Annotated in this window: 19 protein-coding genes and 1 tRNA gene; 10 read left to right on the forward strand and 10 right to left on the reverse strand. The window is 62.8% G+C overall.

The window, feature by feature from the left end; genetic code table 11:
- Window positions 1–7: 7 nt before the first annotated feature.
- A complete protein-coding gene (locus RWT78_RS10270) occupies window positions 8–790 on the reverse strand; it encodes an SDR family oxidoreductase (protein WP_007726165.1) in 783 nt (260 codons plus the stop codon).
- A 2-nt stretch (window positions 791–792) separates the two neighbouring features.
- Entirely contained in the window at window positions 793–1,959 is a 1,167-nt protein-coding gene (locus tag RWT78_RS10275; RefSeq protein ID WP_064075259.1) for a hypothetical protein, read from the reverse strand.
- A gap of 116 nt (window positions 1,960–2,075) precedes the next feature.
- Here RWT78_RS10275 and RWT78_RS10280 point away from each other — a divergent pair, with 116 nt between their 5' ends.
- From RWT78_RS10280 to RWT78_RS10300, 5 genes are all read left to right on the forward strand, one after another.
- Complete coding sequence (locus RWT78_RS10280) at window positions 2,076–3,011, forward strand: helix-turn-helix domain-containing protein (RefSeq protein ID WP_219468454.1); 936 nt, start codon at window positions 2,076–2,078, stop codon at window positions 3,009–3,011.
- 143 nt (window positions 3,012–3,154) lie between these two features.
- Window positions 3,155–4,081: a sulfate adenylyltransferase subunit CysD gene (gene cysD / locus RWT78_RS10285; protein WP_019749195.1), complete on the forward strand. Its 927-nt coding sequence runs from the start codon at window positions 3,155–3,157 to the stop codon at window positions 4,079–4,081.
- Window positions 4,081–5,925 (forward strand): adenylyl-sulfate kinase, encoded by a 1,845-nt coding sequence (gene cysC / locus RWT78_RS10290; protein WP_314675522.1) that lies wholly within the window; start codon window positions 4,081–4,083, stop codon window positions 5,923–5,925. Before cysD ends, cysC begins: the two co-directional genes overlap by 1 nt.
- On the forward strand, window positions 5,922–7,076 hold the full coding sequence (locus tag RWT78_RS10295) for a 3'(2'),5'-bisphosphate nucleotidase CysQ (RefSeq protein ID WP_003941396.1): 1,155 nt from the start codon (window positions 5,922–5,924) through the stop codon (window positions 7,074–7,076). Before cysC ends, RWT78_RS10295 begins: the two co-directional genes overlap by 4 nt.
- A complete protein-coding gene (locus RWT78_RS10300) occupies window positions 7,073–7,444 on the forward strand; it encodes a limonene-1,2-epoxide hydrolase family protein (protein ID WP_007726173.1) in 372 nt (123 codons plus the stop codon). Before RWT78_RS10295 ends, RWT78_RS10300 begins: the two co-directional genes overlap by 4 nt.
- A 9-nt stretch (window positions 7,445–7,453) precedes the next feature.
- On the opposite strand, the gene RWT78_RS10305 is transcribed toward RWT78_RS10300, so the two are convergent.
- Both RWT78_RS10305 and RWT78_RS10310 read right to left on the reverse strand, forming a co-directional pair.
- Window positions 7,454–8,605, reverse strand: coding sequence for a N(5)-(carboxyethyl)ornithine synthase (locus RWT78_RS10305; RefSeq protein ID WP_007726175.1), 1,152 nt, complete (start codon window positions 8,603–8,605; stop codon window positions 7,454–7,456).
- A 233-nt stretch (window positions 8,606–8,838) separates the two neighbouring features.
- Window positions 8,839–9,216 carry a MarR family winged helix-turn-helix transcriptional regulator gene (locus RWT78_RS10310; protein ID WP_003941367.1) on the reverse strand — a complete coding sequence of 126 codons (378 nt, stop codon included), beginning with the start codon at window positions 9,214–9,216 and terminating at the stop codon, window positions 8,839–8,841.
- An 85-nt stretch (window positions 9,217–9,301) separates the two neighbouring features.
- Between RWT78_RS10310 and RWT78_RS10315 the strand changes: the two genes are divergently transcribed.
- Window positions 9,302–10,831, forward strand: a complete 1,530-nt coding sequence (locus RWT78_RS10315) for an MFS transporter (RefSeq protein ID WP_314675523.1) — start codon at window positions 9,302–9,304, stop codon at window positions 10,829–10,831.
- Between the two features lie 73 nt (window positions 10,832–10,904).
- Here RWT78_RS10315 and RWT78_RS10320 read toward each other — a convergent pair whose 3' ends face one another.
- The 4 genes from RWT78_RS10320 to RWT78_RS10335 form a co-directional block, all read right to left on the reverse strand.
- On the reverse strand, window positions 10,905–12,797 hold the full coding sequence (locus RWT78_RS10320) for an FAD-dependent monooxygenase (RefSeq protein ID WP_314675529.1): 1,893 nt from the start codon (window positions 12,795–12,797) through the stop codon (window positions 10,905–10,907).
- Between the two features lie 2 nt (window positions 12,798–12,799).
- Complete coding sequence (locus RWT78_RS10325) at window positions 12,800–14,128, reverse strand: MFS transporter (protein ID WP_075833726.1); 1,329 nt, start codon at window positions 14,126–14,128, stop codon at window positions 12,800–12,802.
- Window positions 14,129–14,256: 128 nt separating this feature from the next.
- The gene (locus RWT78_RS10330; RefSeq protein ID WP_042445544.1) at window positions 14,257–15,183 is read right to left on the reverse strand and encodes a LysR substrate-binding domain-containing protein; all 927 of its coding nucleotides are present in this window, start codon (window positions 15,181–15,183) and stop codon (window positions 14,257–14,259) included.
- A gap of 90 nt (window positions 15,184–15,273) precedes the next feature.
- Window positions 15,274–15,349 (reverse strand) — tRNA-Arg (locus RWT78_RS10335).
- Window positions 15,350–15,580: 231 nt separating this feature from the next.
- Between RWT78_RS10335 and RWT78_RS10340 the strand changes: the two genes are divergently transcribed.
- Window positions 15,581–17,950, forward strand: coding sequence for a phosphoketolase family protein (locus RWT78_RS10340; protein WP_314675524.1), 2,370 nt, complete (start codon window positions 15,581–15,583; stop codon window positions 17,948–17,950).
- 55 nt (window positions 17,951–18,005) lie between these two features.
- On the opposite strand, the gene RWT78_RS10345 is transcribed toward RWT78_RS10340, so the two are convergent.
- Both RWT78_RS10345 and RWT78_RS10350 read right to left on the reverse strand, forming a co-directional pair.
- Window positions 18,006–18,725 carry a DUF305 domain-containing protein gene (locus tag RWT78_RS10345; RefSeq protein ID WP_030537330.1) on the reverse strand — a complete coding sequence of 240 codons (720 nt, stop codon included), beginning with the start codon at window positions 18,723–18,725 and terminating at the stop codon, window positions 18,006–18,008.
- Entirely contained in the window at window positions 18,718–19,545 is an 828-nt protein-coding gene (locus RWT78_RS10350; protein ID WP_003941378.1) for a DUF3105 domain-containing protein, read from the reverse strand. The genes RWT78_RS10345 and RWT78_RS10350 overlap by 8 nt, the downstream gene beginning before the upstream one ends.
- A gap of 216 nt (window positions 19,546–19,761) precedes the next feature.
- On the opposite strand from RWT78_RS10350, the gene argS reads away from it, so the two are divergent.
- The 3 genes from argS to RWT78_RS10365 all read left to right on the forward strand — a co-directional run.
- A complete protein-coding gene (gene argS / locus RWT78_RS10355; RefSeq protein ID WP_314675525.1) occupies window positions 19,762–21,414 on the forward strand; it encodes an arginine--tRNA ligase in 1,653 nt (550 codons plus the stop codon).
- Window positions 21,411–22,832: a diaminopimelate decarboxylase gene (gene lysA, locus RWT78_RS10360; RefSeq protein WP_314675526.1), complete on the forward strand. Its 1,422-nt coding sequence runs from the start codon at window positions 21,411–21,413 to the stop codon at window positions 22,830–22,832. The genes argS and lysA overlap by 4 nt, the downstream gene beginning before the upstream one ends.
- Window positions 22,829–23,938, forward strand: a 1,110-nt coding sequence (locus RWT78_RS10365; protein ID WP_314675527.1) for a homoserine dehydrogenase, incomplete at its 3' end; no start/stop codon positions are given. The genes lysA and RWT78_RS10365, both read left to right, overlap by 4 nt.

Genomic DNA, 23,938 nt, shown 5'->3' on the forward strand with positions numbered 1-23,938 from the left:
GGTGCTCCTAGTGATGGAATTCGCCGCAGTTGACGTCGATGCATTGGCCGGTGATCGCGCTGGCCATCGGAGACGCCAGGAAGATCGCCGCGTCGGATACTTCATCCGTCGTCGGCAGGCGCTTGAGGTCGGTGTTCGACGCAGTGTGCTCGTAGATCTGCTCGACGGTCATGCCGAACTTCTCCGCCTGGTGCGCGAAGTATCCCTTGAGGGTGTCTCCCCAGATATAGCCGGGTGCAATCGAATTGACACGAATTCCCTGCGGGCCGAGTTCGGTGGCCAGGGACTGCGACATGGCGAGCAGGGCCGACTTCGCCATCTTGTAGCTGCCGTAACGCTCTTGCGAATGCCGCAACACCATCGAATTGATGTTCACCACGGAGCCGTCCGACTCGGCAAGTGCTGGCGTGAACAGCTGAGTCAGGCGCAACGCACCCAGTACGGTCAGTTCGATGCTGTCGCGGATGTGCTGGTAATCGGTGCGAGCCAACGGTTTCATCGACGGAATCGAGAATGCATTGTTGATCAGAGTGTCCACTTTGCCGTAGGCGGCAATGGACTCGGCCACCAGATTCTCGGCGGAAGCCTGGTCGGTGATGTCGGTGGCAACGGTGACGGCGCGCCCACCGGCATCGACTATTTCCTTCGCAACGTCGTCGAGTCGCGATTGCGTACGTGCTGCGAGAACAAGACTCGCGCCGGCCGACGCACATCGAAGGGCCAGAGCGCGGCCGAGTGCCGGGCCGACTCCGGAGATGACTACTACACGGTCTTCGAGCAAGGCGGTCATGATTACCCCAGCATTCGGTTGTCGATGGCGGCCTGGCGCTGGGCAATGCGTGCTGCCCAGTCCTCGGCGGTGATGGCGTTGGTGTCGAAATGCGGCAGGTGCTTCGCAATATCTGCGACGGCGACGATTTCGACGGTGGGACCGTCCTGCGGCGTCAGCTCGCGGGACACGCGCTGCCAACGGAACTGCAGAATGCCGCGCGGATGTCCGACGGTTTCGATCCAGTTGGTGACACCGGGGTTCTTCTCGCTGACCACCATTCGAACCATCCCGTCCGGATCGACCTGTGCCTGGCCGTTGTTGAGGGAGGTCTGATGATTGACGTAGTCCAGTGAGATGTACCAGAGGCTCCCCAGTTGGAAGCCGAGATACGGTGCGTCGGAGGCGGGAACGGTGATGATCATCGCCTGCTCGTCGGTGAGTTCGTAATGTCCCACCGACGAGTACTGCGTTGCCAGCCCGCCCGGTGTCAGGCGTGGTTCGGTCATGGTGTTGACCGTGAGCTTGAGGTAGAACCACTCCGGGAACTGGAGCCACGTCTTGACCCGCGTGACCAGTGCCTTCCCAGCCCGGGCGTAACGCTTCTCGGTCTCTTCGGCGGTGAGAGGTGGCGGGGCGATCCCGATCGAATCGGTGCGCTCGATGCGGATCACGCCGCGCTGCTGACTCCAGTCGCTGTAGACCTCGCGAACGACCAGCTGCGAGGATCCGGGGGCCAGGGTGTAGTAGTTGGCTCGTCCGTCGGCGGGGCCGGGGCCGAACCAAGCGACGAAGTTGCCGTCGTCGTCTATCTCCAGCTCGCGGTCGTCGAAGGCAATTTCGCTTCCGGGAACGTTCGAGTTGGTGTAGTTCCCACTCAACACCTGGAAGCTGAGATCGGCTGTGGTGCCGCGCTTTCCGGTGACCTTGTATTCCTTGTCGTCGTTGATACGGGCGCCGAAGTAGAGGGTGTCCGGGTTGTCGAGACCCATCTTGGTGAATGGTCCGGTGCCCTGGATGAAACTCGGATGGGTCTTTTCGCCGGCCCAGGCGGCATGCGTCGTCGCGATGATTCCGCCGGCCAGATATTGGTATCCCTCCAGTAGATCCTGTTCGGATCTGATGTGCGGCGCAGTCTCGATCAATTTCTCGGCTTCGGCGATCGCCTCGGCAAACGGGTCCGTCAGCACGCTGGCTCCTCACAGTTCCGACTATGTCGCCGGTCCAGAGCGTCGTGGTACAAATATGTACCTATTTGGTAGATGTTGGGTATTTCGACAATAGAACGCGTTCTAGGGAGTGGTCAATGGGTGGACCGGAGAAGAGGCCTGAAGAGGGACGCCCGAGGGGGAGACAATCGCCTCCCACCGAACGGGTGGTTCAGGTGCTCGACTACCTCGTCGGCCGCCCTGATCAGCGGTTCGGGCTGTCGGAACTGGCCCGCGCGCTCGAGATCAGCAAGCCCACCTGCTTGGGAATCCTCACGGCGCTGGCTGATCGTGGATACCTGACTCGGGACGAGGTGTCGAAGACCTATGGGCTCGGTCCGGCCTTGATAGCGGCCGGACGTGCAGCTCAGCGGGGATTTGCCGTCGGACCCATTGCCCGCACCCATCTGGAGAAAGTGAGCACGGAGTTCGGGACGACGTGCACGGCGTCCGGTGTGATCGGTGATCAGATCAGCGTTCTCGAAGTGACCGGACCGATCGGCGCGCGTCGCGCCGCCAAGGTCGGTCAGGTGTACCCGTTCGCTCCACCGGTCGGACTGATGTACGTCCTCTGGGGTTCGGATCACGACATGGACAGTTGGCTGAGCAAAGAGCCAAGCCTGCCGGTGCGCTTGGATCGCGAGCGTCTGTGGAACGTGGTCCGCGAGTGTCGCGCTGCGGGGTATCTGGTCGAGAGTCTGGATCCCGTCGGGCAGCGACTGCACACGCTGATGGCGGGCGTTGCGACGCACGATCTTCCGCCGGAGGTGCGTGAACTGCTCGGTGAGATGGTGTCGAGCCTGGGCGAGAGGGTGTATCTCGGACGCGACATCAGCTCTGACGACGAGCATCCGGTGAGTCTCATTGCCGCCCCGACCTATGACGCCGAGGGGCATCAGGCCCTTGTGCTCACTCTGTATGTGGGTGGGGCGATCACGGGTGCCGAGATCGAGCACCGCGCCGCGGCGCTGGTTGCGGCGGCGGATGCGGTGACGGCGGAAGTTGGTGGCAGGAGTCCGGTTCGCGGTCTGTGACGTCTGATTGCCGGTCATTGACCTTTGGGTAGAACGAGTTCTATTCTGTGATTGCGTTCAATTTAGAACCAGTCCGGTACATAAATGTACCGATGCGGAAATGGTGTTCCGCACGGAGTACGTGATGCTCAGGAGCGAAAGACATGGCAACACTCCAGACCCCGCCCGCCTACGAGTTGTCGCATTTGCGGGCACTCGAAGCGGAGGCGGTCCATATTTTCCGCGAAGTCGCAGCGACTTTCGAAAAGCCGGTCCTCCTGTTCTCCGGAGGTAAGGATTCCGTCGTGATGCTGCACGTAGCGGCCAAGGCATTCTGGCCTGCTCCATTGCCGTTCGCCGTGATGCACGTCGACACCGGTCACAATTTCGACGAGGTGATCGAGTTCCGCGACCGCACGGTCGATCGCTTCAACCTGCGTCTTGTCGTCTCCAGTGTGCAGGACGACATCGACGCCGGACGCGTCATCGAGGACACCGGAGTCGGTTCCAGTCGCAATCGCCTGCAGACGCACGCGTTGCTGCGCGGAATTCGCGACAACAAGTTCGACGCCGTGTTCGGTGGTGCTCGCCGAGACGAGGAGAAGGCGCGCGCCAAAGAGAGGGTGTTCAGCTTCCGGGACGAGTTCGGGCAGTGGGATCCCAAGGTACAGCGACCTGAACTGTGGAACCTGTACAACGGCAAACACCGTAAGGGTGAACACATTCGGATCTTCCCGCTCTCCAACTGGACAGAGCTCGACATCTGGCAGTACATCGAGAAGGAACGGATCGACCTTCCCGGCATCTACTACGCCCATCGTCGCGAAGTGGTTCCGCGCGACGGAATGTTGTTGGCACGCACCCGCTTCCTCGAACTTCGTGCCGGCGAGGAGTCCTACGAGGCGTTGGTGCGCTTCCGTACGGTCGGCGACGCAACGTGTACCGGATGCGTCGAATCGTCGGCCGAAACACCGGCCGCTGTCGTGGAAGAAGTTGCGGCGAGCCGTATCACGGAGCGTGGCGCAACCAGAGCTGATGACCGGATTTCCGAAGCTGGCATGGAAGATCGTAAGAAAGAGGGGTACTTCTGATGCCGCAACTGCTGAGAGTCGCTACAGCGGGCAGTGTCGACGACGGAAAATCGACACTCATCGGCCGGTTGCTCTACGACTCCAAGTCGATCTTCGAGGACCAACTCGAGGCCGTGGAACGGAGCAGTCGAGAACGCGGCGACGAGTACGCCAACCTCGCGCTACTGACCGACGGATTGCGCGCCGAGCGTGAACAGGGCATCACGATCGACGTGGCCCACCGGTATTTCGCGACCCCTCATCGGAAGTTCATCATTGCGGACACTCCCGGGCACGAGCAGTACACCCGCAACATGGTGACCGGCGCGTCGACGGCCGACCTTGCCCTGATCCTGGTGGATGCTCGCAAAGGGGTGCTCGAACAGACGCGGCGGCACGCCTTCTTGTCCACTCTCCTGGGGATACCCCACCTCGTGCTGTGTGTGAACAAAATGGACCTGGTGGGCTGGTCTCAGGAACGGTTCGAGGAGATCAAGGAAGAATTCCGACAGTTCGCGATCAAGTTGGACGTCCACGACCTGACGTTCATTCCGGTCTCGGCGCTGTTGGGGGACAACATCGTTGCCCGGACCGAGAACATGTCCTGGTACGACGGGCCTTCTCTGCTGCACCATCTCGAGCAGGTGCACATCGCGTCGGATCGCAACTTGATCGACGCTCGGTTTCCGGTGCAGTACGTGATCCGTCCGCAGAAGCAGACCGACGCCGACCTCCACGATTTCCGTGGATACGCCGGAACGGTGGCCAGTGGCGTCTTCAAGCCCGGCGACGAAATCGTGGCTTTGCCTTCAGGATTCACCTCGACGGTGAAGGCAGTCCACGGGCCGGGCGGTGAAGTGATCGACGAAGCGTTTGCGCCCTCGGCCGTATGCATCGAGCTGACCGACGACCTCGACGTCAGCCGCGGGGACCAATTGTGTCGGCTCAACAACCGGCCGCAGGTCGGGCAGGAAATCGATGCGATGGTCTGTTGGTTGACCGAACAGACAACTCTGTCGGAGAACAATCGCTACTCGTTGCTGCACACCACGCGCTCCACGAAAGCGCAGATCGTCAAGCTCGACTACCGGCTGGACGTCAATTCTCTGCACCGCGACGAGAAGGCAGAATCTCTGTCCCTCAACGAGATCGGCCGCATCTCGATCAAGACGCAGCAGCCGTTGATGTTCGATCCCTACCGCCGCAACCGCGTGACGGGCAGCTTCATTCTCGTGGACGAGACCACGGGCAATACCGTCGCCGCCGGAATGATCAATGGTCCGACACTCAAGGAATCGCGCGTCGTCTGGCACAGTTCGGAGGTTTCTCGCGAGGAACGTGCGACTGCCGGCGCCACCGTCTGGCTCACCGGTCTCTCGGCCTCGGGTAAGTCGACGATCGCGGTGGAACTCGAGCGGCGGTTGGTGGCCGCGGGTATCCCGGCGTACCGCCTCGACGGCGACAACCTCCGGCACGGATTGAACGCGGATCTGGGATTCAGTGCCGATGACCGCGCCGAGAACGTCCGCCGAGTCGGCTCGGTGGCGCAGTTGTTCGCTGATTCAGGTGCAGTGGCAGTGGCCTGCCTGATCAGCCCGTACCGCGAAGATCGTGATCGAGTGCGGGCGGCGCACGAGGCCGCCGGGCTGAAGTTCGTCGAGGTCTACGTCGACACCCCGATCGAGCAATGTGAAGCCCGAGACCCCAAGGGCATGTACGCCAAGGCCAGGGCCGGGGAAATCACGGGATTCACCGGAGTCGACGATCCCTACGAAGCTCCGACAAGTCCCGAGCTGGTTATCAGACCCGAAGACGGAACGCCTACCGAACTTGCGCTGCGAATTATGGAAGTGTTGGACCGGTGAGCGAATCCACACACAGCAGAATCGCCGACGAGGCACTCGCGGCGGAATTGGCGCAGGCCGCCGGTGCGATCCTCCTGGGGATCCGAGCCGAGGGTCTGGGTGTCGACGACGGTCGTGAACTGGGCCGCCGGGGCGACAAGGCCGCCGATTCCTACATCCTTGACCGGTTGGCTGCCGAGCGGCCGGGCGATGCCGTGCTCTCTGAGGAATCTGCCGACGATCGCAGTCGTCTGGATGCAGCTCGGGTCTGGATCATCGATCCGCTGGACGGCTCCAAGGAATACGGCTTGCCGAATCATGCGGATTGGGCAGTGCACGTGGCGCTTTGGGAGCGCGGTCGCGGAATTACCGCAGCTGCGGTTGCTCAGCCGGCGCTCGGAGCGGTGTACTCCAGTGGCGACGAGGCAGCTTCGGTTGCCGCCAACTCGCCGCTCCGCGTAGTAGTCAGCGGATCGCGACCACCCGCATTCACCGAAGCGGTGGCAGCCGAACTCGGCGCCGACGTGGTGCACATGGGATCGGCCGGCGCCAAGGCGATGGCGGTGGTGCGCGGCGAGGTCGACGCGTACCTGCACGCCGGTGGGCAGTGGGAATGGGATTCGGCTGCACCCGTCGGCGTCGCACAGGCGGCGGGACTGCATTGCAGCCGCATCGACGGTTCGCCGCTGCTCTACAACGAATCTCATCCGTACCTGCCGGATCTCGTGATCTGCCGACCTGAGTTGTCGGAGTCGATCCTGGGCGCAATTGCCAAGCACTCCACGGAGTCTGCGGTCAGCGGACGCGTCGCCATGGCGCGTGAATACGTGAACGCATTGCTCACTCATGACGCAACGAAGGTCCGCTTCGCCGCCGACGCCTGGCGGGTCGAGAACGGTCAGCGAACCGGTGACAGCGGCGCCTTCATCAGCAACGAGCTCGAACAAGGCCAGCAATATCGCGGAATCGTGGCGATACGTGAACTCGCGCTGCGTGAGTGGGGCGAGAGCGTCGTAGCCCGGTATCTGCTCGACCTCGGAACACCTGGCCAGGCACCGGCCGTCACGGTTTTCGTGACCGAGTACTTCGGGATACCGGCAGGCGAGATCGAAAGCATCCTGGCAATCATCGAACCCCACGAAGACGATTCGAAAGAGGCTGGAACACAATGACATCGGACAAACTGATCACCGATTTCTGTGCGCTGTGGGCAGACGCCGATGTTGCAAAGATCGTCGACTACTTCACCGATGACGTCGTTTATCACAACATCCCGATGGAGCCCGTGGTCGGTCGCGAGGCCGTCCGGGCGTTCATCGAGCAGTTTGTCGGTGCCTTCGGCAACATCGACTTTCAGATCAAGCGTCAGGTCGCGGACGGCAACACCGTCATGAACGAGCGCGTCGACGTCTTCACCATCAACGGCGCCGAGGTAGCGCTCCCGGTCATGGGGGTGTTCGAAGTCGAGGACGGAAAGATCAAAGCCTGGCGCGACTATTTCGACATGGCGCCGATCAATGCGGCAGCCGGCCAGGCCTGATCGGGGCGCCTACTCCGCGATGACAGCGTGCGGGTAGTCCGACGAGCGGTGCTGGAAACGTGTGATGGCGGGATTCACGATGACGCCGTCCCGGATTTCGATGGCCCGATCGACGGTCTCGTCTGCCTTCCAGGCCGTCTCTCCTGCCATCACAGTGGGCAGGTAGGGAAGAAGTGATTCGCTGATCTCCCACGACGCGGAGTTCCACAGGTACGACGGGCTGTGATCGACGCCGTAGTAAGTGATGTTGTCGCCGACGATGAAGGTCGGATCCGCGAACGAGGTGGGACGAGCCCAGCTGAACCCCATGCCTTCGTCGCACGAGACGTCGACGATGAGGCTTCCCGGTTGGAAGTCCATGAGATCTTCCTCGGTCAAGAACGTCAGTGGGGCGTCCGTGTTCTGCAGTACGCAGTTGACGACGATGTCGTGCTCGGCCAAGAAGCCGGGCACCGGCACGCTGTGGTTGTCGAGCATGACGTGGCTGCCACGGACGTCACCGTTGTTGTTGTCGAACGAGACCATGCGCGCCGAGTGGATGGGGGAGCTGACCGCGGTGACTCCACGCTGGGTGAGGACGTCCACTTCGTGGATACCGTGCGCCTTGAGTGCTGTGACCGCGCCGCGTGCAGTGGCTCCGAAACCGATCACGGCAGCGGTGAGACGCCGGCCGTAATCACCGGTGGAACCGATCAACTGCAGGGCGTGCAGTACCGAGCAATAACCGGCGAGCTCGTTGTTCTTGTGGAACACATGCAGATTGAACGATCCGTCGCTGTGCCAGAAGTTCATGGCCTCGAAGGCGATGAGAGTCAGTTTCTTGTCGATCGCGATCTGTGTCAGTTCGGTGTCCTGGACACAGTGCGGCCAGCCCCAGAGAACCTGACCTGACCGTAGTTCGGCGAGGTCACGCACCAACGGCTTCGGTAGCAGAACCACATCGGTTTCCGCCAAAATCTGCTTGCGCGTGCGGATTCCGGCAACGAGGCGCGAGAGGTAGTCGTCGGAGTAGCCGAAGGGGTGGCCGTAGCCTTCTTCGAGGTAGATCCGAGAACGTAGTTCGGCATCGATGCGATCGAAATGCGCAGGATGGATCGGCAACCGGCGTTCTGCCGGTTTGCTCGACTGTCCGATGACTCCAAGGGTGCGTGCGTTGTTCAATTGTGTATCTCTCGATAGGAGCAGGTAGAGATGTCAGGCAGGAGCCTGAGGGACTAGCAGAAGCCGCAGGAACGCTGGCAGATTGCCTCGGCCAGGACCGCGTGAAAGCGTGCTGGCTGCGCTGCTGTCGATCGCCGACGGCAACAGAAAGGCGCGTCGGTATGTGCTCAGTCTAGTCCGGAACGACCCTCGCCCGGTGGCCGGGCGCTGTGTCGTGCTCCGCTGACGTGTGGCTACTGCTCGCGCAGGCGTGAATCCAGTACGGCCAGTTGGATTTTGCTGGCGTCCGCGTGTACCTGACGTCCTTTGTCGGTGACGTCGACGAAGACTCCGCGCCGGTCGGCCTCGCACAGTGCTCGCTGAACCAGTCCGGCCTTCTCGAGACGGGCCACGCTACGGGAGAGCGCGCTGGGACTCAGGTACATCTCCGAGGCAAGCTCCTGCATGCGTGGACGTTCGCACGTGGCGTCCATGAGTCGGTCGAGAGCCTCGAAGTCGCTCATGCTCAGCCCATGTGCCGACTGCATCTGGCGATCGAGTTCGCACGCGATGTCGTTGTAGCTGGTCGACAGCGAGCGCCAGGTGTTGCGCAATTCGGATTCCGACGTCACGACCGCATTCTAGTTGAAGACTCGATTACGTGCAATTGCATTAAATGCTTGTGCATTATGTGCATGTGCATCTATTCTCGCTGACGTGACTTGCACAGACTCGACACTCAAACCATTCGATTCGCCGGAAGCCCCGGTTTCTACGGAATCCTCGGATCCGGCCACAGGGGAGGGCTGGTCCCTCAAGCTGTGGGGCATCCTCGCGGTGCTCTGCCTCGTGTTGTTCCTCGACGGTCTCGATGTGTCGATGGTGGGCGTCGCTCTTCCGTCCATCGGCAATGAACTGGGCCTGTCCACTACCTCGCTGCAGTGGATCATCAACGGCTACGTCCTCGGATTCGGCGGCCTGTTGCTACTCGGTGGACGTACCGCCGACCTTCTCGGGCGCAGGAAGGTCTTCCTGATCGCGCTGACCGTCTTCGCAATCGCCTCGCTGGTCGGTGGCCTTGTCGACAACGGAACACTGCTGATCGCATCACGATTCGTGAAGGGACTGGCAGCGGCCTTCACCGCTCCGACCGCAATGTCCATTCTCACCACGACGTTCAAGGAAGGTCCGGCCCGTAACCGTGCCCTGTCGGTGTTCTCCGTGTTCGGCGCCAGTGGTTACTCGTCCGGTCTGATCCTCGGTGGGCTGCTGACCAGTGCCGGTTGGCGATTCACGTTCCTGATGCCGGTTCCGTTTGCCGTCATCGCGCTGATCGGTGGGTACTTCCTCATTCCGCGGGACCGTCCCGCAGATACCGGGGGGCACGACCTCGTCGGCGCCGTCACCCTGGTGACGGGAATGCTTCTCACGGTGTACACGATGGTTTCGGCTCCGACCCGTGGATGGGCACACCCGATGACGCTGGGTTCGTTCGCCGTCGCAGCCGTGCTTCTGGCTACGTTCTTCTTCGTGGAGAAGAAGGTGGCACATCCGCTTGTGCGACTTGGGCTTCTACGCGTCGGCACCATCGTTCGTGCAAATCTGGCCATCATCGCACTCTTCGGTTCCTACCTGAGCTTCCAGTTCATGATGACGATCTTCCTGCAGTCGGCCCTCAGCTGGTCGCCCCTGAAGATGGCGATGGCACTGCTCCCCGCGGGCATCATCGTCGCCTTCGGATCACCGTTCGTCGGACGGCTGGTCGACCTGTACGGCAGTGCCAAGCTCATCATCGCGGCACTGACGTCGCTCAGCGTCGGGTACCTCTGGTTCCTCTTCGCGGGCAGCGACTCACCGTCGTACGTCGTGGCGATTCTGCCGAGCGTCATCCTGCTCGGACTCGGATTCGCGTTGGGCTACACCTCGATCATGGCCCAGGCCACCTCGGGTGTCGACGACTCGGAGCAGGGTTTGGCGTCCGGGCTGGTGAACACCTCCGCTCAGGTCGGTGCGGCGCTCGTACTCGCTCTCACTACCGCCCTCGTGACCGCCGGATCGCACACCGCATCCGGTGCCGGTACCGCCGGATTCGAACAGTTCCATCCCGGACTGATCCTGGTCACCGGAGTCGCGTTGGTGGGCTTGGCGATCACCGTCTCGCCGCTGCTACGTGGGAGGTCGCTGCGGGGAAGCTCCGCGCGTGAAAGGCGCGCTGAGGAAGAAAAGGAATTGGCCGAGGTCAACTGAATACTTGCTTCATCCGCGAATGCGCTCGGCCGCGTAGGAGACAATCCTGCGCGGCCGAGTTGCTGTGTCTGAACTATCGGGTGGCAGATTTCAGGGCAGCGTCTTTCAGGGCAGCGTCTTTCAGTGCTACGTCGAAGCTCGTCGACGTAGCTTGCGAACCGAGAATCAAGGCAAGGCGCACCAACATGGCTTCGCGGTCGGACGGATCAGCCTGATCCAGTGCATTCGACAGTGCCAACCAGACGTGTTCGCGGTGGCCCTCGTCGTCGATCACTGCAGTTGTCGCCGACTGTGCCGTATCGAAGTGCGTCGGCGCAGTGCCGGCGGTGAGGTGCTTGGCCACGTCGTTCAATTGCGTGGGATCGCTGATGCGGCACAGCACCAATCCGTCGGGCCGAATCACGAAGATCTCGCCGACACGAGCACCGAGGGCAGATGCGAGATTGCCTTCGGCATCGCGAATCGTGGAGTCGTTAGTTCCCGCGGTGGTCACCCGTACGGTTTCCGGTGCAAGGGCCTGAGCGAGAATCTCGGCTTGCGTGTCGAGCTCGGATACCAGCTCAGCTGACAGTCCGAAAGCCAGCAGGCCGAATCCAGTACCGCGCAGACTGTTCAAGGAGGTTTTCGAACCGTCCGCCGAGACCTGGACGACTCTGTCCTCCAGCGGATCCCCGGGTAGTACGCCCTCGGCGCCCGCAGCTGTGGGCCACGTCAGCGGCGAGAGACGGGCGTGCGTCGCACTCGACTGGCGCGGGTTGATGAGGTGCGCGAATTCGCTTCGCTTGGTGGCGAGTTCGAGTACGGCATCGCGGGTGGTTCGGTAGCCGTGACTTCCCGGCGACATGATGAGCGTCGACTTGCCTGCGTTGTCGACGTTCTGCTGCCACGCGCTGCGACGTTCCTTCGAATACGCGTCGAGGATGGTGGAATCGGCAGCTCCGTTGATGACGGCGGCTAGTTGCCACACCAAGGTCTCGGCGTCTTCCATGCCCGAGTTCAGGCCGCGAACACCGAAGATCGGAACGAGATGCGCGGCGTCGCCGGCAAAAAGCACACGGCCGTGAGTGAAATCTTCCAGAGCGAGTGCGTGGGCGCGGTAGAAGCCGAACCATTCCAGGGTCCAGGGGATGTCGCTCTGGAGCCATTCGAGATGACGCGTGATGCGGTCACGGATGCGATCTTCTTGCGTCTCCGCTTCCGGATCGTCTGAGGTGTCGAGCTGGTAGTCGATGCGCCAGATGTCCCGTGGTTGGCGATGCATGATGATCGTGGACCCCGGGTTGCTGGGTGCGTCGAACCACACCAGACGCTCGGCCGGGAGTTCCGATTCCCAATGAATGTCGGCAATGACATAGTTGCCCTCGTAGCTGTTGCCCTGCAAGCGGATTCCGCTGAGTTCGCGCATCTTGCTGCGTCCACCGTCGGCGGCAACGACCCACGCCGCGCGCAGTTCGCGGGTTCCGAACGCGGTGTCGACGGTCAGAGTCACCTCGTCGTCACCGACGGAGATGCCGGCGATCGACGACGACCAGTGGAAGTTCACCAGTGGGTGAGCGAGCAGCTTGTCGGTCATGATCTGCTCGAACTCGGATTGCGAGACGTTGACCATGGGTCCACGCGCGTCGTGCTCGGCGGATGCCATGCGGAACTGCAGTACTTCCTGATCGCGGTAGTAACTCCGACCACCCACCCACGGCAGAACGATGTCTTCGAGCTCGGCACCGAAGCCGAGGCGTTCGGCAACTTCGAGGCTGTGGCGTGACACGCAGATTGCGCGACTGCCGAACGAGACCTGATCGGCCGCTTCGAGAATCGTGACGGCAATGCCGCGCTGCGCCAAGCCCATGGCTACGCCCATGCCGACGGGGCCGGCTCCGACGATCACGACGGGAAGTGCGTCGGCCGAAGGCGCCAGGGAAGCGAAGTCCTCGGGTGCGTACTTCTTCGGATGAAAGTAGGTCGACATGGTCACGAGGCTTTCTGTGCGGCAGTGTTTTTCGGGATCAGTTGAGGTTCCGGGAGTAGCAGGATGGAAACCAGGCTGATCACGGCAATGATCACGAAGTAGACGGTGATGGCGAACGAGGTGTCGAAGGCGGCGTAGAGCGCGGTGGCGATCATCGGGGCCAGACCGCCGCCGAGGATTGCGCCGATCTGGTATCCGAGTGACGCTCCGCTGTAGCGGATGTGTGCGGGGAACAATTCGGCGAACAGTGCCGCTTGTGGGCCGGCGCAGCAGCCGAGCGTGAAGCCGAGGGCGATCATCGATACGAGCATCACCGGAACGATCGCTGTGTCGATCAGCGGAAAGAACACCGCTGCCGCCACTACCAGGGTGATCGAACTGCGGATGTAGACGGTCCGGCGTCCGAGAGTGTCCGACTTGTGAGCGCTGAAAGCCATTCCCGCCATCCAGAACGGGCAGGATGCGATGAGAAGGAAGAGCATCGTGGTCTTGCTGAAGCCGAGTTCGGTCTCGCCGTACTTGAGGACGTAAACCATGTACGCGTACGCGATTCCGTTGGTGGCGATGAAGGTTCCACCGGCGAGGAGCACAGTCTTCCAGTGTCTGGTGAGAACCTCGAGAATCGGCATGGACTCCGCCGGTGCCTCGGACTTCGACGCGGTGAACTCGTCACTTTCCTCGAGGCCGAGACGGATCCACATCGCGACGCCCACCAGAACTGCGCTGAGCAGGAACGGGATTCGCCATCCCCAGGAGTTGAATGCATCGTCGTCCATGAAGGCGGCGAGGGGGAGATAGACGAGATTGGCCACCAGTACGCCTGCGGGAACACCGATTTGTGGTGCGCTGCCGTACAGCCCCTTCCTGCCCTCCGGTGCGTTTTCGGTGGCGACCAGAACTGCGCCGCCCCACTCGCCGCCGACACCGAGTCCCTGAACGAATCGCAAGGTCACCAGGAGTATGGGGGCAAAGACGCCGATAGCGGCGTAGTTGGGTAGCAGCCCGATGGCAACGGTGGCGCAGCCCATCAGCATCAACGAGGTGACCAACATGGATTTGCGTCCGATGCGGTCGCCGAAGTGGCCCATCACGATTCCGCCGATGGGACGCGCGACGAATCCGACGGCGAGGGTGGCGAAGGCGGCGAGGGTGCCGGCCAGATCGGACGTGCCGGGGAAGAACTGCTTGCCGAGCACGAGTGCGGCGGCGGTGCCGTAGATGAAGAAGTCGTACCACTCGATGGCGGTGCCGACAAAGCTGCCGAGGGCGGCCTTACGCGCCTTGACCGTCGCGGCGGCGCGCGTTGCGGTCGGTGAGGCGATGGAGGTCATGAAGTGCCTTTCGAGATGAATGTGGCTTGAAGAAACAATGACGTGCGCCACAACAATTGAAAAGCGAAAGAATTGGAGGTTCTTGCACGGAAAATACGTGGAACCAGCTCCGCTGCCTGGTAGCGGGACTATTGGGCAGGTTCTGAGGGTGAAACGAATTCTATGAAAGCGCGTGCGACGCGGCTGAGGCGAGTGTTCTGGTGCCAAGCGAGAACTACGTGCACCGACGGCACTGCGGGGGAAGCGATGGTCTTGACGACCACCTCGAGCCCCTCGTAAGTGACGTCGATCTTGGGCCGCTGGAGTAGCAGCGTCCAGCCGAGGCCACGGCCGACAAATGCTCGCGCCGTCTCGAAGTTCGCAGTTCTGTAGGCAACCTTCGGGGCGAATCCGCCTGCGCGACAGACGTCGAGCGCGTGTTTGGTGCTCGGCGGCGCGTCGAGGAGAACCATCGGGTGTTCCGCGAGGTCCGGAAGATGGATCGGTCGCTCGGACCGCGCGAGTGGGTGTTCTGCACCCAGGACGATCAAGGGTTCGCGGATGGCCAACGGAACTGTGCGCAATTGTGGAGACAGGTCCAGGTCGTAAGCGATCGCGAGGTCCAACTCGCCGTTCTCGAGATGTGTCTGGAGCCGATTCTGAGTGTCCTCGCGGAACTCCACCTGCGCGTCAGGATTCTCACGGGTGAACCCGGCGATCATCGACGGCAACACCGTCGGCCCCAGAGCGGGATAACAGCCGATCGCGATGGGCCCCGACACGCTTCCGCCGGTTCCGAGCGCATCGGATTCGAGTTCCCCGGCTTGCTGAAGTAGCGCCCGGGCGCGCACCAGAACCGCTTCACCGGTGCGGGTGAGTTGAATGCCGAATGAGCGCCGGCGAACGCACAGTTGAACTTTGAGCGCGCGTTCGAGTTCGGTGAGCGCCGCGGACAGGGCGGAAGGAGAGAGGTGCAGGCGCTCGGCCGCGGCACTGATCGTTCCGGTCTCGGCTACCGCGACAAACGCGGCCAGCTGACGCATCGTGTACGTGGGAGCGGGATCGATGCGAGGCATGAGATCGACAGTAGTCGGATAGATGGCCCTGAATATTTTGGTGTGGCACCGCGAAGAAGTCGAACGATCAATCGCTGACCTGCGTCTTCGTGGTGCCCCCGGCAGGATTCGAACCTGCGACCTTTCGCTCCGGAGGCGAACGCTCTATCCCCTGAGCTACGGGGGCGCACCGAATACTCGGTGTGCCGATTGGGCTGCGTTAGCGTAGCGCATCACGGGGGGACAAGACCAAACCGGCACCCGTCTCGGCATGGAGGCTGTCGAGGATGCGGCCGGGGACCATGGTCGTCGAATCATCTGTACCGACTGACTCGGATGCTTTTTACGCCTAGGCTCGGCTCTGAGCACAGGCTCGGGCGGACTGCTCGGGCACCCTCGTGAGGTACGGGAGTCGTTGATGACCGATCACCACTATTCCGAAGACCAGCTCGCGCTCGACCTGAAGTGGTGGGCAGCGGCCAACTACCTGACCGTCGCGCAGATCTATCTGAAGGACAACACGCTTCTGCGTGAACCGTTGCGTGCCGAGCACATCAAGCCCCGACTGCTCGGGCACTGGGGGACCAGCCCGGGCTTGTCGATGATCTACACGCTCCTCAATCGGCACATCGTCGCCACCGGCGCAGACTGGCTTTACGTGACGGGTCCCGGGCACGGCGGTCCGGCGCTGGTCGCGTCGACATATCTCGAGGGAACGTACTCGGAGATCTATCCGGAAGTCTCGGACGACGCCGAGGGCATCCACCGGATGTGTCGGCGATTCTCCGCTCCCGGCGGAGTGCCCAGCCATGTGAGTGTGCAGACACCCGGAAGCATCCACGAAGGCGGCGAGCTCGGCTACGCCCTTGCCCATGCGGCCGGCGCTGCCTTCGATCATCCGAACCTCGTGGTGGCCTGTGTGATCGGCGACGGCGAAGCGGAGACCGGGCCGTTGTCCGGCTCGTGGAAGCTCCCGGCGTTCCTGAATCCACGACGCGACGGCGCGGTGCTGCCGATCCTGCACGTGAACGGTGCCAAGATCGCCGGGCCGACGGTCTACGGACGCAGCAGCGACGAAGACATCCAGGCTTACCTCGGTGGACAGGGGTGGGCGCCGATCGTCGTCTCCGGTGACGACCCCGACGCGGTGTTTCCCCAGCTGTATCAAGCGATCTCGCAGGCGCACGAGAAGATCCGCGAGATGCAGGGTGCCGCACGCCGCGGAGAGGAGTGGACGGGTTCGTGGCCGGCAATCGTGTTGCGGACGCCGAAAGGATGGACCGGTCCACACACCGTCGACGGAATCTTGGTCGAGGGCACACATCGTGCGCACCAGGTGCCGTTGTCCGGCGTGCGAAGCAACGAATCACATCTGCGGCAACTCGAAGAGTGGATGCGGTCGTACCGTCCGGACGAGTTGTTCGACGCCAACGGATCACTCGTCGCGGAACTGGCGGCGCTGTCGCCGACGGGGGACAAGCGCATGGGGAGCACTCCCTACGCGAACGGTGGACGACTTCGCGTCGATCTCCCGATGCCGCCGCTCGAAAAGTACGCGCTTCCCATCCAATCCCCGGGTTCGACCTTCCACGAGACGACGCGAGTTCTCGGCGAGCTTCTGCGCGACATCTACGCCGCCACGGAAACCGAGGACAGCGGCGGGATCTTCCGACTCTTCTGCCCGGACGAGACGTCGAGCAATCGCCTCGGCGCCGTATTCGAGACAACCGATCGCTGCTGGCAACTGCCGATCACCGACTACGACGACGGGCTGTCCGCGGACGGTCGTGTCATGGAGGTCCTCAGCGAGCACCTCTGCGAGGGATGGCTCGAGGGCTATCTGCTGTCGGGCCGACACGGGATGTTCGCGAGCTACGAAGCATTTGCGATGGTGAGCGTGTCGATGCTCATCCAGCACGCCAAGTGGCTCCAACATGCCGTCGACCTGCCGTGGCGGGCGTCTGTTCCTTCGCTCAACGTGCTGCTGACCAGTACGTGCTGGCGCAACGATCACAACGGATTCAGTCATCAGGGCCCCGGCATGATCGACGCCGTTATTCCCTTGGCACCCAGTGTGATCCGCGTGTGGCTGCCGCCGGATTCCAACACCTTGCTCTCGATCTCGGACCACTGCCTGCGTAGTACCGACCACGTCAACCTGATAGTCGTGGACAAGCAACCGCACCTGCAGTACCTCACGCTCGAGCAAGCGCACGAGCACTGCGCGGCGGGCGCTTCGGTCTGGGAATGGGCCGGAACCGAAGCACGCGGACAGGAACCGGACGTGGTCCTGGCCGCCGCGGGAGATGTGCCGACGCAGGAGATCCTGGCTGCTGCACAGTTGCTGCGCGATCACACACCCGAACTGATCACCCGCGTCGTCAACGTCGTCGATCTGATGGCCTTGCTGACGCCAACCGAGCATCCCCACGGATTCGGGGAGCGGGTCTTCCTCGATCTGTTCTCCGCGCAGACCGACGTCGTGTTCGCATTCCACGGATACTCGCGTGCCGTGCACGAACTGATTCACGGGCGTCCGAGTCCCGAGCGCTTCCACGTTCGCGGATTCAGTGAACAGGGAACAACCACAACACCGTTCGACATGGTTGTCCTCAACAAGATGAGCCGCTACCACCTGGTGATCGAGGCGCTACGACGCTCCAAGCGTCGGCCGGCCGGGGCGTCCGAGTTGGCGGAGTTCTGCCGCACACAGCTCGAAAAGCACTCGCGTTACATCGTCGAGCACCTCGAAGACATGCCGGAAGTAGAAAACTGGACCTGGTCCTGAAATTCAGGACCAGGCCCAGTTGGGTCTGAACAATTTCGGCTCAGTTCAGTTCTGCTCAGTTCATGGGCAGTGGCACTGCGCCGCGAGCTGCCAACATGTCGGTCATCAGCTTGGACTCGCTCTGCTGCGTGTTGACCATCGTCTGCGCCAGGCTGCGCACCGGCCCCTCGGTGGCGTCGGCTGCTGCGTACTCCATCATCGGAAGCCCACCCTCGTGGTGACGAAGCATCAGCTGCAGGAACAAGGTGTCGAGTTGCAGACCTTCCGCTGCGCGGAGAGCCGCAAGGTCCTCGGGGGACGCCATGCCGGGCATGGTGTCGACCGGCCCGGAATGACTCATGTCCATCGTGGCCGAAGTCCCGTGCGATCCATGGCCGGAGCCCGAATCCGACGACATCCACTCCATGTACGGGCCCACCTTGGACAGCGGCTGATCCCACATGGTCAGCCACGCCTGCATCTGACCGAGCTGGTTCTGCTGCGTGGTCAAGATGTCGAACGCCAGCGTGCGTACGTCGTTGTCGGTGGACTTCGTCAGAGCGATCGACGCCATGTCCACGGCCTGGCTGTGATGCACGCTCATGTCCTGCGCGAATCCGACGTCCACCGAATCCGATGCCGGAACGGTCAGTGACGACTTCGCGTCGGGTCCGAGGAGATTGGTCAGTGCGCCGAGCGCAAAACCGACGGCGATCGCGCCGATCAGACCGATGATCAGCAGTGCGGTGCGCTGACTCGGCTTCGAAGACTGATCGGTGTTCGTCGAACTATCCACCGGCGGGAATCTGTTCGTCGGTGGCCGGGGTAGCGCCCGTGCCGTCCATCTGGATGGCGTCGGCGCCCGGAGGTGTCGGATCGAACGGCGACGTCGACGGAGTGAACAGCGGGTTGGTGCAGCTCGCGCCGACCTCGGGGTAGACGTTCGGGTTCTGGTTCAGCGCAGTGATGAACTGATCGATGCGATCGTCGTCGGCCTTGTCGATCTCGAGGCGATGGCCCCACGACTGCAGAGAAATGGGGCTGCTCTGACCGGGGTACGGCGACATCAGCATGTAGGACTTGCCGTTCACGCGTCCGGCGAGACTGTCGATCTGGTCCTGGTCGACGAGATCGGGGTTGTACGTGATCCAGATGGCGCCGTGCTCGAGCGAGTGGACGGCGTTCTCGGTGCGAATCGGGTCGGCGTACACGGTTCCGGTGCAGTTAGCCCAGGTGGCGTCGTGCGGGCCACCGAACGGCGGGGTCTGGTCGTACGCCACGCGCTGAGTGGAATCGACGTGCTGGCCGGCCGGGTACTCGATCTTGAGGACGCCGTCGATCTTGTCGGACGGATCCTTGTTCTCGGAGCTGTACTTGTACGGCTCGAGGGCCTGCCGCTCCTCGACCTTGGGCCACAGATTGATACCGAGCACGGCGATGAGTGCGAGCACAGCCACACCGGCGCCGATCGACAGCCAGGGGATCTGGCGGGGAGCGGGGACGCCGCCCTTGCCCTTCTTGGCCGGCCGACTGTTCTTGTTGGCGGCCTTGATGGCCTTGGCTGATTTGGCCCCGGAGTTCTTGTTGGGACCGCGACTATCGGAACCGCTTGGCATCGATTGGGCTCTTTCGGTGTGTGGGCTTGAGGTGTGGCGCGCCCGCGCATGAAGGTACGCGGTGGTAGCTCGGGCATTACCACTGTACTTTCCGAGTCTGAGGGCAAACTTTGAGAGTGGCGTGCGACACGCCACAGCGGCCCCGCGCACGTTCACGGAGAGCGAGGCGTGAGGCGAGTCTCCACTTCCGGTGTGCAGGCAATAGGATGAATACCTGTGACTCCAGCTGACCTTGCCGAACTGCTCCGCGGAACCGCAGCGAGCGTCCTTGCCGATCGTGGCCTCGACGTATCCGTGCTACCCGAAACCCTCACCGTCGAGCGACCACGCAACCCCGAGCACGGCGATTACGCCACCAACATTGCCATGCAGGTAGCCAAGAAGGTCGGCACCAATCCCCGCGAGCTGGCGGGCTGGATCGCCGAAGCCCTCACTGCTGCCGACGGAATCGAATCCGCCGAGATCGCCGGGCCCGGCTTCCTCAACATTCGGTTGGACAAGGACGCCCAGGGCGCGATCGTCGTGTCGGTTCTCGAAGCCGGTGCGTCGTACGGCTCGGGTGACTCCCTCGCCGGCAAGAAGATCAACCTCGAATTCGTCTCCGCCAACCCCACCGGACCGATTCACCTCGGTGGAACCCGTTGGGCCGCAGTCGGAGACGCGCTCGGACGCATTCTGTCCGCGCAGGGTGGTTTGGTAACACGTGAGTACTACTTCAACGATCACGGTGCCCAGATCGACCGCTTCTCGCGTTCGCTGATCGCTGCAGCGAAGGGTGAACCTGCTCCCGAAGACGGTTACGCCGGTGCATACATCGCCGACATCGCCGCCTCGGTTCTGAAGCAGCGTCCCGACGTCATGGATCTGCCTGCCGACGAGCAGCAGGAAACCTTCCGCGCCATCGGCGTCGAATTGATGTTCACGCACATCAAGCAGACCCTGCACGACTTCGGCGTCGACTTCGACGTCTACTTCCACGAGAACTCGCTCTTCGAATCCGGTGCGGTCGAGAAGGCCGTCGAATCCCTCAAGGGTTCGGGCAACCTCTTCCACGAAGACGGTGCGTGGTGGCTCAAGAGCACCGACTACGGCGACGACAAGGACCGCGTCGTCATCAAGAGCGATGGCAACGCCGCCTACATCGCCGGTGACATCGCCTACTTCCAGAACAAGCGCGCCCGTGGGTTCGACCTCTGTATCTACATGCTCGGCGCCGACCATCACGGTTACATCGGCCGTCTCAAGGCTGCCGCTGCCGCATTCGGCGACGATCCGGACACCGTCGACGTGCTGATCGGCCAGATGGTCAACCTCGTCAAGGACGGCACTGCCGTCAAGATGAGCAAGCGTGCAGGCACCGTCATCACCCTCGACGACCTGGTCGAGGCAATCGGCGTCGACGCCTCGCGTTACGTCATGATCCGCTCGTCGGTCGACTCGAGCATCGACATCGACCTCGACCTGTGGACCAAGACCAGCAGCGAGAACCCCGTCTACTACGTGCAGTACGCGCACGCACGCCTCTCGGCGATCGCTCGGAACGCCGCAGACCTCGGTCTGTCCGCCGACGCGAGCAACCTCGCCCTGCTCACCGTCGAGCAGGAGGGTGACCTCATCCGCACGATCGGCGAGTACCCACGCGTCGTGTCGAGCGCTGCGAATCTGCGTGAGCCGCACCGTATTGCCCGCTACCTCGAAGAACTCGCGGGTGCGTACCACCGCTTCTACGGCGCGTGCCGCATCCTTCCGCAAGGCGACGAGGACGCCACCGACGTGCACCGCGCGCGTCTGGCTCTCTGCGCCGCCACCCGACAGGTCCTGGCCAACGGTCTCGAACTGCTCGGCGTCACCGCACCGGAGCAAATGTGAACGCGCACCCCGCCGGCCCCAAGCATGCCGAGCAGTTGCAGGCCCCCGGCTTGCCCGACCGTCCGACCAGCCCCGAAGCCTTTGGCGAACTCTCACCGCAGGTGTGGCCGCGCAACGCTTCTCGCGGCGACGACGGTGAAGTGACCCTCGCGGGTGTCAAGGTCGGTGAACTTGCCGAGAAGTACGGCACTCCGCTGTTCGTCATCGACGAGGACGACTTCCGCTCGCGCTGCCGTGACATGGCCCGCGCCTTCGGCCCGGATGCCAAGGTGCACTACGCATCCAAGGCATTTCTCTGTGGCGAGATCGCACGCTGGGTCGCCGACGAAGGCCTCTCGCTCGACGTCTGCTCCGGCGGCGAACTGGCGATCGCGTTGCACGCGGACTTCCCGGCCGAGCGAATTGCCATGCACGGCAACAACAAGTCAGTCGCCGAACTGGCCGCTGGCGTCGCCGCGGGCGTCGGACACGTCGTGCTAGACTCGTCGATCGAGATCGACCGACTCGATCGTGTCGCCGGTGAGGCCGGTGTCGTTCAGGACGTGTTGATCCGACTGACCGTCGGCGTCGAAGCGCATACTCACGAATTCATCTCCACCGCACACGAGGACCAGAAGTTCGGTTTCTCGCTGGCCGGGGGAGCGGCGATCGACGCGGTCCGTCGCGTCTTCGCTGCCGACAACTTGCGCCTGGTCGGCCTGCACAGCCACATCGGTTCGCAGATCTTCGACGTCGACGGTTTCGAGGTGGCAGCGCACCGCGTGATCGGTTTGCTCCGCGACGTCGTCACCGAGTTCGGCGTCGAGAAGACCAAGCAGATTTCGATCATCGACCTCGGCGGCGGCATGGGGATCTCGTATATCCCCTCCGACGACCCGCCGCCCGTCGACGAACTGGCAGCAAAGCTCGGCCACATCGTGCGCAACGAGTCAGCACTGGCCGGATTGCCGGAGCCGACGCTTGCCGTCGAACCCGGCCGCGCCATCGCCGGACCTGGCACGGTGACGCTCTACGAGGTCGGCACCATCAAGGACGTCACGGTGGGTAGCTCGCTGACACGCCGCTACATCAGCGTCGACGGCGGGATGAGCGACAACATCCGCACGTCCCTCTACGGTGCGGAGTACGAAGCCAAGTTGGTTTCGCGACCTTCCGAGGCTGATCCCGTCGTTGCACGTATCGTCGGTAAGCACTGCGAGTCCGGTGACGTGGTCATTCGGGACACCTGGATGCCCGAGGACGTCGGGCCCGGTGATTTACTAGCGGTAGCAGCGACCGGTGCATACTGCTATTCGATGTCGAGCAGGTACAACCTGCTCACCCGCCCAGCCGTGGTGGCGGTGCGTGACGGAGTCTCACGCGTGATTCTGCGGAGGGAAACAGTGGAAGATCTGCTCAGCTTGGAGGTATCGCAGTGACGAGCGAATCGGCGCATCGCGCTATCGGTGTGGCCGTTCTCGGCCTCGGCAACGTCGGGAGCGAGGTCGTCCGGATCATTCGTGAGCAGGCCGAGGAACTCGAAGCTCGCGTCGGCGCCCCGTTGGAACTGCGGGGGGTTGCCGTCCGCCGTATCGGCTCGGACCGCGGAATTCCCGAGGAACTGCAGACGACGGACGCCGAGTCCCTGGTCGGTCGTGACGACGTCGACATCGTGGTCGAGGTGATCGGTGGAATCGAGCTCCCTCGCAAGCTGATTCTCTCTTCCCTCAACTCCGGCAAGTCGGTCGTGACCGCCAACAAGGCGCTGCTCGCGGACCACACCGGTGAATTGGCGGAGGCTGCAGAGGCCAACTCTGTCGACCTGTACTTCGAGGCCGCTGTTGCCGGTGCGATCCCCGTGATCCGCCCGCTCACACAGTCGTTGGCCGGAGACCGTGTCAACAAGGTCGCCGGAATCGTGAACGGCACCACCAACTTCATCCTTTCGGCGATGGACGAGACCGGCGCCGACTACGAAGAGACCTTGGCCGAAGCCGGACGACTCGGATACGCGGAAGCCGACCCGACCGCGGACGTCGAAGGCTACGACGCCGCGGCGAAGGCAGCGATCCTCGCGTCGATCGCGTTCCACACCCGCGTCACTGCCGCGGACGTGTACCGCGAAGGAATCTCCACGATCACCTCCGCCGACCTGGCTTCGGCGAAGGCACTCGACTGCACGATCAAGTTGCTCTCGATCTGCGAGCGCATCGTCACGCCCAAGGGCAAGGAGCGGATTTCCGCTCGCGTGTACCCGGCGCTGGTTCCGCTCAGCCATCCGCTGGCCTCGGTCAACGGCGCGTTCAACGCCGTTGTCGTGGAAGCAGAGAACGCCGGCCGGCTCATGTTCTACGGCCAGGGCGCAGGCGGCGCCCCCACCGCTTCCGCGGTGATGGGTGACCTGGTGATGGCTGCGCGCAACAAGGTTCACGGCGGCCGCGGCCCCCGCGAGTCCAAGTACGCCAAGCTCAAGGTCGCCCCGATGGGCGACATCCTCACGCGCTACTACGTGAACATGGAGGTCGCGGACAAGGAAGGTGTGCTT

It is taken from the genome of uncultured Rhodococcus sp., assembly GCF_963525155.1.
GTDB classification, from domain to species: Bacteria; Actinomycetota; Actinomycetes; order Mycobacteriales; family Mycobacteriaceae; genus Rhodococcus_F; species Rhodococcus_F qingshengii.